Annotated in this window: 7 protein-coding genes and 1 pseudogene; 6 read left to right on the plus strand and 2 right to left on the minus strand. The window is 39.3% G+C overall.

Going from position 1 to position 9,906, the window contains the following annotated elements; translation table 11 throughout:
- Positions 1-4: 4 nt before the first annotated feature.
- Positions 5-1,180 carry a restriction endonuclease subunit S gene (locus tag H5185_RS04970; RefSeq protein WP_182741521.1) on the minus strand — a complete coding sequence of 392 codons (1,176 nt, stop codon included), beginning with the start codon at positions 1,178-1,180 and terminating at the stop codon, positions 5-7.
- Positions 1,177-2,787: a class I SAM-dependent DNA methyltransferase gene (locus H5185_RS04975; RefSeq protein ID WP_182741522.1), complete on the minus strand. Its 1,611-nt coding sequence runs from the start codon at positions 2,785-2,787 to the stop codon at positions 1,177-1,179. Before H5185_RS04975 ends, H5185_RS04970 begins: the two co-directional genes overlap by 4 nt.
- Before the next feature lie 269 nt (positions 2,788-3,056).
- On the opposite strand from H5185_RS04975, the gene H5185_RS04980 reads away from it, so the two are divergent.
- From H5185_RS04980 to H5185_RS05000, 6 genes and pseudogenes are all read left to right on the plus strand, one after another.
- A complete protein-coding gene (locus H5185_RS04980; RefSeq protein WP_182741523.1) occupies positions 3,057-4,289 on the plus strand; it encodes a TniQ family protein in 1,233 nt (410 codons plus the stop codon).
- Entirely contained in the window at positions 4,283-6,388 is a 2,106-nt protein-coding gene (locus H5185_RS04985) for a type I-F CRISPR-associated protein Csy2 (protein ID WP_182741524.1), read from the plus strand. Before H5185_RS04980 ends, H5185_RS04985 begins: the two co-directional genes overlap by 7 nt.
- Positions 6,389-6,397: 9 nt before the next feature.
- A complete protein-coding gene (gene csy3, locus H5185_RS04990; protein WP_182741525.1) occupies positions 6,398-7,453 on the plus strand; it encodes a type I-F CRISPR-associated protein Csy3 in 1,056 nt (351 codons plus the stop codon).
- A gap of 1 nt (position 7,454) precedes the next feature.
- Complete coding sequence (gene cas6f, locus H5185_RS04995) at positions 7,455-8,066, plus strand: type I-F CRISPR-associated endoribonuclease Cas6/Csy4 (RefSeq protein WP_182697443.1); 612 nt, start codon at positions 7,455-7,457, stop codon at positions 8,064-8,066.
- Positions 8,067-8,875: 809 nt separating this feature from the next.
- Positions 8,876-9,101: pseudogene (locus H5185_RS22895) on the plus strand (transposase); the annotation flags it as partial.
- A 185-nt stretch (positions 9,102-9,286) separates the two neighbouring features.
- On the plus strand, positions 9,287-9,667 hold the full coding sequence (locus tag H5185_RS05000; RefSeq protein ID WP_182697442.1) for a hypothetical protein: 381 nt from the start codon (positions 9,287-9,289) through the stop codon (positions 9,665-9,667).
- Positions 9,668-9,906: the final 239 nt, after the last annotated feature.

The following is a 9,906-nucleotide window of genomic DNA, read 5'->3' on the forward strand; positions in this document are numbered from 1 at the left end:
CTTATTAAGTGTTAGCGTTATCGAGGTTAAGCTCGCCATTGAAAGCTTTTTGCATTAGGGCGCTAAATAATAAATCCAACTCTTTTGAATGCTGCTTATGGGCTAAATGCTCATTTTTTAATACATTTAATGCCAATGTATATTTAGTCTGCAAAGCCTCTGAAGGAATTGGAACTTGAATCGAGTGTAGTATTTTTTTGTTTAAATTAGGCATCGTAGCACCTAAAGATTGTTCTTCTAACCACGATTTCATCGAGCTGCAGGACATAACAGAATTTAAATATACTGGCTGAATGAGTTTAGATTTTGGACGAATATATAAGCTACCCGTACCACAGAACCAACCTTTTGATGAGTCATCAACTAAAGCTGTTCGTCCCATTTCACCTCGTCTGCCCATGATAATGTCACCACTCTTTAAGTGATAATTAGGCAGTGACTCAAACTTTTGTAATGTTAGCGTTAAGTTTAAGTTAGGGACAATTTGGCCTTTAATAATATGAGTTGGATTTATTAATGGAATTCCATCGGAAATGTAATCTTCTTTATGAAGCTGTGAGCCAAATGGGCCAATTTGTACTTTGGCTAAACTATCAAGAGTTTTAGTTTCCCACCCCTTCAGATTGGTCACTGGATCACCAAACATCTCAATAAACACGGACTGAGCGAGGCTGTTTAGCTCTTGCTCCATTTGCTGGCAGTCTTTACGCAGTTGGTCGGCTTTTTCTAACACCGCCGCAATTTGCTTTTGGGTTTCGAGTGGCGGGAGTGGGATTTGGAGTCCTTCGATTATTTTTTTATTTATTTGTGGAAAAGTCGAACCCGTTGAATTTCGATATAATTCATCTTCGATTGATGCGATAAAATACCATAAGTATTTAGAGTCTAATTTTTTATCATGGACTCTAAGTCCCGCAACACCACGCCCGAGACAATATTCTTTATCCGCCCAATTCAAATCTCCAATTGTAGCTCGAACACAAATTATGATATCGCCTTCTTCACATAACTTTGTAGGTTCAAGAGTTGCTTTCTTTGGTCGAGGAAATACATCACCATAGTCTGCGGCACCTGCTATGAGTGGCACACCTTTATCAAGTTCAACATATGTCGAACCTTTGGGCGCAGACCCCATATCGATTTGGCAGACTGCAGATAAATTAACTAAAGGCCAATTCATTTCAATAACCCTTCTAGCTCTTCCACGCCCTTTGTCATTTGCGCTTGCAGGGTCTTAATCCGACCTAAAATTACTTTAGGTGAGTCGTACTGCACTTCTTCGTACACCACTTCTTTGTAGCGATTCAGGCTTAAATCGCAGTCGTTGTCGGTAATGTTAGCGACCGGCACCATAAAGCTTTGCTCGGTGGTTTTACGGCTGTGCTCTGGGCTGGCAAGGTTTGGCGTGCCGTCGGGATTAGTTAAACTTAAATAACGGGCAATAATATCGGCAATGTTGCTTTGCTCGTGGGTGGGTTCAGCTCCATTTTTAAACAGTGGTGTACGTTTGTCGTCAAGCGAGAAACCATCGGCTTGCATGTCGTAGAACCATACTTTGTCTGTGCCGCCTGAGTTAGTTTTGGTGAAGATTAAAATCGCGGTGCTGACACCGGCATAAGGCTTAAATACCCCTGATGGCAAGGAAATCACCGCTTCGAGCTTTTGCTCGTTAACGATTTTTTCGCGAATGCTTTTGTGGGACTTAGTGGAGCCAAATAATACCCCGTCTGGCACGATAACCGCTGCGCGGCCGCCGACTTTTAGCATGCGTAAAATCAGCGCTAAAAATAATAATTCAGACTTTTCGGTTGGGCCCTTGGCTTTGACTTCTACTTGTATCTCGTTACCGTTGTCATCAATTTCGGTTTTGTACTTTGGCGCCACTTTTTTTGTGGCTGGGTTTTTACCTAAGGCGCGCAGTAAGTCAGGCGCAACGATGTCAAAGTCGACCGATCCTTTAAACGGCGGGTTAGCCAAAATTAAGTTGTAAGCCTCACTGATATTGGCATCACCTTGGTCTTGTAAGCTATCGCGATATAGTACGCTAGGGTTTTCAATGCCGTGCAGCAGCATGTTCATGGCGCCAATGCGCAACATGCTTTTGTCAAAGTCGAAACCCGTGAACATGGCATTATTCACATGTTTGCGGTTTTCTGGCTTGTTGACCTCTTGCTTGTAGTTGTTTTCAACGTATTCAAGCGCCGCCATTAAAAAGCCGCAGGTGCCAGATGATGGGTCACAAATGGTGTCGCCCAGTTTTGGCTGCATGAGCTCAACCATCATTTGGATTAGATTGCGCGGGGTGCGGAACTGGCCGTTTACACCCGATTGCTGCAATTTGCTCAGCAGGTATTCGTATAAGTCGCCTTTGGTGTCTTTGTCGTCCATGTTGATGGCGCTAAGCAGTTGTACCACTTGGTCGAGCAACTTAGGTGACGGGATCATGAAGATGGCGTCTTTCATGTGCTCGGCAAAGCTGCCTTCGTTGTGCAGGGCTTTGATTTTAGGAAACACCTGATTTTGGACTATGTCCATCATCACGTTGGGGTCTTTATCTTTAAAGTTGTTCCAGCGCAGCGCTTGCTCGGCAGGGCCAAAGGTTGGGTTAGCAACAGGAATGCCAGTGGCCTGTGCACGACGCTCAGCGGTGCGCTGTAGCTCGTCTAAACGGCGAATAAATAACAGATAAGAAATTTGTTCAATTACCGAGATAGGATTGGCGACACCGCCGGTCCAAAACATGGTCCACACTTGGTCGATTTGATTACGTATTTTGCCTGTTAACATTGATTCTCTCTTGGGTATGCAATAGTACACATCAAGCGTTGAACTGCACTTGAAACGTGTACATGAGCTTGGCTATTTATTTAGCTTAAGCCCTTAAAAATTGGTTTTATCATATCAGCTAATGTGCAGTAAGTTATGGTTTCCGGTCAAGTTTTTGGTTTGTATATTGATACTATTTCATCGGTGTATAAACATATCTGAAGAGTTTCTTGTCATTTTAGATAAAAGCTTATAAGTTAAGCTAAGACTTCCTTAGTTTTTGGTGCGGTATGGCTTTTCTATTTTCACCTAAATCTCGTGCATTTAATGATGAGTCGCTTGAAAGTTACTTGCTACGGGTAGTGGCCGAGAACTTTTTTGATTCATATGAGCAACTCAGCCTAGCGATACGTGAAGAGCTTCATGAACTTGATTTTGAAGCCCATGGTGCTTTTCCTATCGATTTAAAGCGGCTTAATGTTTATCACGCCAAGCACAACAGCCACTTTAGAATGCGAGCTTTAGGCTTACTAGAGTCTTTGCTTGGTTTGCCGCAATTTGAACTTCAGAAATTGGCTTTGTTAAGGTCAAATAGAATTATTGTTGGATCGGCTGTGGCCGTGCATCGCAATGGCTCCGATATTCCTTTGAGTTTAGTTAGGTATTCGAGTGAAGAGGGCGAACAGAGTATTCCTATTTGTCCGGAATGTTTGCAAGAAGAGGCTTATGTTCGACAAGCCTGGCATTTGAAACCTGTTGAGGCTTGTACAAAGCATGGATGCGAGTTGATGCATCATTGCCCTGAATGTGAACTCCCCATTAATTACATTGAGAATGAGTCAATTACCCACTGTTCATGTGGCTTTGAATTTTGCTTAGCTCATCCTAAAAAAGCTGATTCTCAAGCTGTTGTATTATCAAGTGTGGTATTTAATGGTGAGCCTAAGTCTAGTAACATATTGCTGTGTGAAGACTCTTTAACACATAGATTAGCTGCATTGGCATGGCATAGTAAGCGTTTTTCTAAAGATAATGATTACTGTTATTTTGATGCTATTGAATATTTTGTTGGTTGGCCTAAAACCTTTTATCAAGAACTTGATTTGTTGACCCAAGGGGCTGACTTCAAGCTGATTGATTTGTTTAATCGTACTGCTTTTCGGTTTATTTTTGGTGAGTTAATTCTGTATTCAGAATGTCTTCGTCCTGAGGATAAAAAACCGCATTTTATTTATATCGCATTGATGGATTATTTATACAATTTAGTTGAATTACATCCTAAAACTAAAAAGCCAAATGTAGCTGATTTATTGGTGAGCGTAGCTGAGACTGCCGTTCTGTTGTCGACGACTTATGAGCAGGTTTATCGGTTGTATCAAGATGGGATTTTAACATCGGGATATCGACAGAAGTTGAAGCAACGAGTAGATCCGAATGTTGGTGTTTTTTATTTAAGACAAGTTATTGAGTATAAATGTAGTTTTGGCTCAGATAGACAAGGAATGTACTTATCAGCATGGTAGAGAAAACCCATTTAAAACAGTTACTGGAAATTGACGATATTCAGGAGCGCGATATTGCTCTGAGACGTGGATTTACTGCTTATACTGAACCATTAGATATAACTGGATGTGAAAGTATTGCACTTGTTATTTTACTTAATTTGACTCATTCGAGGAAATTAGTAGACGATTTGCTTGATAAAGACTTAGCAAAGAAAACCCTGAAAAGTGAGACTCATCTAGATCAATGCTTAAATGAAGTTTTATGGTTGCATACTCATAATCTCAAATACCCTGATATTCGAGTAAGCAAACAACGGTTGATTTCCTCCCCACCGATAGTGCATCCAGCAGCGTTAAGTAGTGCTAATTGTGGCCGAGTTCTTGGATGGGCTCATGATAGCGCTAAGGTCAATTTTGCAAAGTTTTTTGGCCGTCACTTTATTTGGCAGGGACAACTATGTTGCCTAGCGACCATACTGCCAACGGCCCCCACAGAGTGGAAAATTGCTTTTCAAGCTATTGGTTTATCCGTTAAGGATTATAATAATTTATGCGGCAGGATTAGGGGCTTACTTCCTGAAATAGAAAGTCCTGATAGTGTTGATAAGTTCTCTGTTCAAGTCCGTATGCCTTATCGAGATAGTTATTTATCGATTACACCTGTTATTAGCCATGCTTTGCAATCTGAGATACAGAAAGCGGCAATAGCTAAGCAATGTCGTTATACCAATATTGGGTTTACTCGCCCAGCCTCAGTTGGTGATCTCGCTGCCTCTCTAGGTGGCAATATACGAGTATTAAATTACCCACCCAGGATTTTTCATTCAGAGACCGGACAAAAGACATCGTGGTTAGCCAGAGTCCAGCGTGGTGAGTCTATATTGAATAACAAGGTGTTATTTCAAACTGACTTTACAGATGCATTGGCTGGTTTGTTGTCGGTTGGTTTAGCATTAGCGTTAAAACAACGACGACAACAGAAGGTGTCAAGTATCAAACAGATACGATCTACTTTGTCTGCTTGGTTAGCGCCATTGTTAGAGCTGCGTTTGGCTATTAGCGAAAATAATATATCACTAGCTGAATTGTCGGGTATTCAAGGTTCTTTAGATCATCAGTTTCTAGTGGTAGAAAATGATCATTTGGTTGAGTTGCTGCCACTTTTGTTCAGTTTGTTAAACTCAGTGTTATCTCAGTCTGCTACTACAAGTAAGTATGCTTTTAATCAACAATTGATCAAGCCACTTAAAGAGTCTTTAAAATGGCTGCTAGTTAATATTTCCCAAGAACCTAAGAGCTTACCTGTTGATACTCATGAAGATGTTCAGCAGCGTTATCTGTATTTGAAAGGTATACGCGTATTTGATGCTCAAGCATTATCAAATCCATATTGCGCAGGCATTCCTTCATTAACGGCAGTGTGGGGGATGATGCATAATTATCAGCGACGTTTAAATGAAAGGTTGGGCACAAGGCTGCGAATGACTTCATTTTCATGGTTTATTCGGCAGTATTCATCTGTATCAGGTAAAAAACTGCCTGAATATGGTATGCAAGGGCCGAAAGAAAACCAATTTAGAAGAGCTGGTATTTTAGATAATCGATACTGTGACTTAGTGTTTGATCTAGTTGTGCATATTGATGGTTATGAAGATGAATTAACTGAACTTGATAATTCCATGGGCATTATTAAAGCAAGCTTTCCTGCTAATTTTGCTGGAGGAGTTATGCATCCTCCTGAAATTGATAAGGCAAGTGACTGGTGTGCGTTATATCGAAGTGAAGCTCAGCTCTATTCAATTCTGAGAAGGCTTCCTGCATCGGGTAAGTGGATTATGCCAACAAAACACTCAATCGGTAGTTTTGATGCCTTGTTATTGATGTTGAAGAAAAATGCTTCGCTGCGACCGGTTATGACTGGCTATCTTTTACTAGACAAGCCTCAAGTCCGGAAGAAATCTATTGAGTTACAACATTGTTATGCTGAATCTGCCATCGGCGTTGTTGAGTGTGCGACAACAATTGATATAAGGTTGCAAGGTATGCATAATTTTTTTAGACGGGCTTTTTGGATGCTTGATATAACAGAGACATCAATGCTGATGAAACGGATTTAAAGGAGTTTTATGGAGTTATGTAATGTTTTAAAATATGACCGTTCTTTATACCCAGGGAAAGCAGTTTTTTTCTATAAAACTGATGATAATGATTTCATTCCTCTTGAGGCTGAAATAAGCCGAATTCGTGGTCAGAAGGCTGGATTTACTGAAGCATTTACCCCTCAATTTAAACCTAAAAACTTAGCTCCTCAGGACTTGGCCTATTCTAACCCTTTGGTGATTGAAGATTGTTATGTCCCCCCTAATGTTGAATATCTTTATTGCCGTTTTTCTTTGAGAATTCAAGCAAACTCACTTAAGCCTTCTGGGTGTAGTGAGCCAGAGGTATTTACTTTACTCGAGGAGTTGGCTGCAACATTCAAAGAGTGTGGTGGGTATAAAGAACTTGCGACGAGATACTGCAAAAATCTGTTATTGGGTACTTGGTTATGGCGTAACCAAAATACAGGTAATACTCAGATTGAAATTAAAACGAGCTCGGGACAGTGTTATAAAATAGCCAACACACGACAATTTGCATGGGATAGCGTTTGGCCCTCTGATGCTCAGCAAGTTTTAGAGGTGTTAAGCGAAGAGATTTACCATGCTTTATCTGATAGTTCCATATTTTGGAGTGCAGATATAACCGCCAAAATTCAAACTACTTTTTGCCAGGAAGTCTATCCAAGTCAAATTCTTGGTGAGAAGGCTGCTAATGGTGAAGCATCTAAACAATTTTCTAAGGTTAAATGTATCGACGGTCGTTTAGCTGTTAGTTTTAACTCTGTAAAAATTGGTGCTGCACTTCAATTGATTGATGATTGGTGGGACGATGATGCCGACAAACGATTGCGAGTTCATGAGTATGGTGCTGACAAAGAGGTTGGAATCGCACGACGCCCCCCTGAAACTCAACGGAGCTTTTATTCCTTATTTGTTAATGCTGAATTGTATCTAAATGAGCTTAATAAGCAGATAAGTAACCCGGACTGTACAATTAGCCCTGATATTTATTATTTATTTGCTGTTTTGATAAAAGGTGGAATGTTCCAGAAAAAAGCTGAAATTAAGAAGAAGGTTTAGCATGAAGCGGTATTATTTTATGGTTCGATTTATACCTAAAGAAGCAAACTTGGCTCTATTGACCGGACGCTGCATTTCTATCATGCATGGTTATATCTGTAAGCATGATATTCAAGGTCTTGGGGTAAGTTTTCCTGCTTGGTCAGGTGAGTCTATTGGTAACATTATCGCTTTTATTCATACTGATTCTAATGTTTTAAATGCTTTGAGGCTGCAATCTTATTTTCAAGATATGAAGGAGTGTGGCTTCTTTGAGGTTGGGGAGGTTAGCACCGTGCCAACAGGCTTTGGTGAAGTCAGATTTAAGCGTAACCAAGGCATTGCAAAAATGTTTGTTGGCGAGGCCAGGAGACGGTTAAAGCGATTGGAACAAAGGGCATTGGTCAGAGGTGAACATTTTGAACCCAAAAAAAATAGTGAACCTCGAGAATTTGATACTTTTCATCGAATCGCAATCAGCAGCCAAAGTAATAACCAAGATTACATTCTTCATATTCAAAAATGTATCGTAGAGAAACAAGATAAGGCTGTGTTTAATCGCTATGGCTTTGCAACTAATCAGGAGTTGAATGGCACTGTTCCTGACTTATCTATGTTAATCGACAGCTTTTAACCTTATTAATTTAGGGGGCTAGTAAAATATTGAAAAATAGATGTATTAATTGCTTTGTAATTATTTTGGTGTTCAGTGGCATTTCAACTTTAACTATTGATTTTATAAAGTTATTTTTGATATGTTGATTGTGACCTGCCGAATAGGCAGCTAAAAATTCTAAATTTTAATTACCCCCTTTATTGGAGGAGTGACCTGCCGAATAGGCAGCTAAAAATCATTACAAGCTAGATTACAGAGTAGTATTAGAGTGACCTGCCGAATAGGCAGCTAAAAATGTAAGTGAAGTTGAACCAGTTAATCATGCATTAGTATCTGCCGAAAAGGCAGTAAATCTCTTCTTGTTTATGCAGGAAGAGATTTTTATTGTTTGATGAAATATTAAAGCTGTTAATTAGAATCAATATTTGGCTTGTAAAAAATTTATATCCAAAGTAGAGGATTAGCTGAGTAACGCTAAAGTGCCCCTAGGTATTGGTCCAATACCTAGGGGGGAGAATTGGGTCATAAGCATGCTGTCTTATCTGAAGTGATAAATCTTGCAATAAACACTACAGAGCGTATAACTTAACTACTAACTTTTATGGTATAAATCTCATGTCAAACGACTTTCGCTCTATCAAACAAGAAAAGCGTTCACGACAAAACAGCTATGCGAAGCGAGTTTTGGCTGGGAGTATTTCTTCTGAAAACCGTTGTATTTTGGTCGGTTGCAGAAAGTCTAAAGTCAATTTAGTTGTTCCAAAATCTATCTAAGTATTTATTTCTAAAATAATTCTGATGATAGGGAATAAAGACGTTATTACTTATTTAAACTCGATGTTGCCCAATTAGTTCTCGATAAAAACCATACTATTATCCAAGCAGTGAAAGCGATGAAGGTTGGTAAATCGACTATTGATAAATGGTGGAAACTGCTAAAATTAGAACGTCTGGATTACCCCAAAAGCATCTCCCATTACTCCGAAATAAATTGAAATTTGTGAACTAAAAATGCAGATTGCCCTTCTTGAGGAGCATAAACGCATCCTAAAAACTACAGGTTTCCAATGTCAGACTCGATAAAAATTTACATTAATCAGCAAACACAAGCAGAACTACCTTGGTCCTGTATCTCCAAATGAATATGAAAAAATATCTTTCTAGCCAAGCTAGGTGTATAAAAAATAGTAGTAAAATTTATGTGCTTAGTTTATGTGGTCAGTTATTGAGGAATACATATGCAAGAAATCGATTGCAATGATCCAAAAGTTGTTCGAATTGGTTTTAAAACGGCATTGAGGATCTTGGAAAAATGGAGCTGCAGCCAACAGCAAATTCAAAAGTTACTTAAATTGCCTGAGAACTATGAATCACTTGAGTTTGAGCAAATGTGTTTGAGCAAAGAGCAAGTTGAAAGAATAAGCTATATCCTGAATATTCATGCTGGCTTACGGGTAACATTTAACAACCCTAAAAACATCTATGGTTTTATTAATATGGTAAATCATAATTCCCCTTTGAATGGTAACAAGCCAATAGATTTCATTTGCAATGGTGAATTAGAGCATTTTCAAAGGCTTCAAGTTCACATAGATGGTTTATTCGGGGGGGGAGCATAAAAGATATTTATTCTTTATCTGCAATCCTCTAGCAGCTCTAAATAATCTAGGTATGTATTCATGCGCAGAGCAAGCTGGTCATGTCAACTATAGATGAAGATTTCAAACGAGATGTCATGCCTCATATCCATAATGTTAAATGGATTCGACTTATCTTCTACTGTACAAACTTTATTGCGTCAATAAACTTATTTTTGTCCAGTAATGAGCCTAGACATGTAAATTGTTTATGCCCCAAA

The organism is Shewanella sp. SG44-6 (genome assembly GCF_014164185.1).
Taxonomy (GTDB): domain Bacteria; phylum Pseudomonadota; class Gammaproteobacteria; order Enterobacterales; family Shewanellaceae; genus Shewanella; species Shewanella vesiculosa.

What these genes read in the sequence shown, in the direction of transcription:
- H5185_RS04970 (WP_182741521.1), bottom strand. Translation starts at nt 1,180, where the DNA reads ATGAATTGGCCTTTAGTTAATTTATCTGCAGTCTGCCAAATCGATATG.
- H5185_RS04975 (WP_182741522.1), bottom strand. Translation starts at nt 2,787, where the DNA reads ATGTTAACAGGCAAAATACGTAATCAAATCGACCAAGTGTGGACCATG.
- H5185_RS04980 (WP_182741523.1), top strand. Translation starts at nt 3,057, where the DNA reads ATGGCTTTTCTATTTTCACCTAAATCTCGTGCATTTAATGATGAGTCG.
- H5185_RS04985 (WP_182741524.1), top strand. Translation starts at nt 4,283, where the DNA reads ATGGTAGAGAAAACCCATTTAAAACAGTTACTGGAAATTGACGATATT.
- csy3 (WP_182741525.1), top strand. Translation starts at nt 6,398, where the DNA reads ATGGAGTTATGTAATGTTTTAAAATATGACCGTTCTTTATACCCAGGG.
- cas6f (WP_182697443.1), top strand. Translation starts at nt 7,455, where the DNA reads ATGAAGCGGTATTATTTTATGGTTCGATTTATACCTAAAGAAGCAAAC.
- H5185_RS05000 (WP_182697442.1), top strand. Translation starts at nt 9,287, where the DNA reads ATGCAAGAAATCGATTGCAATGATCCAAAAGTTGTTCGAATTGGTTTT.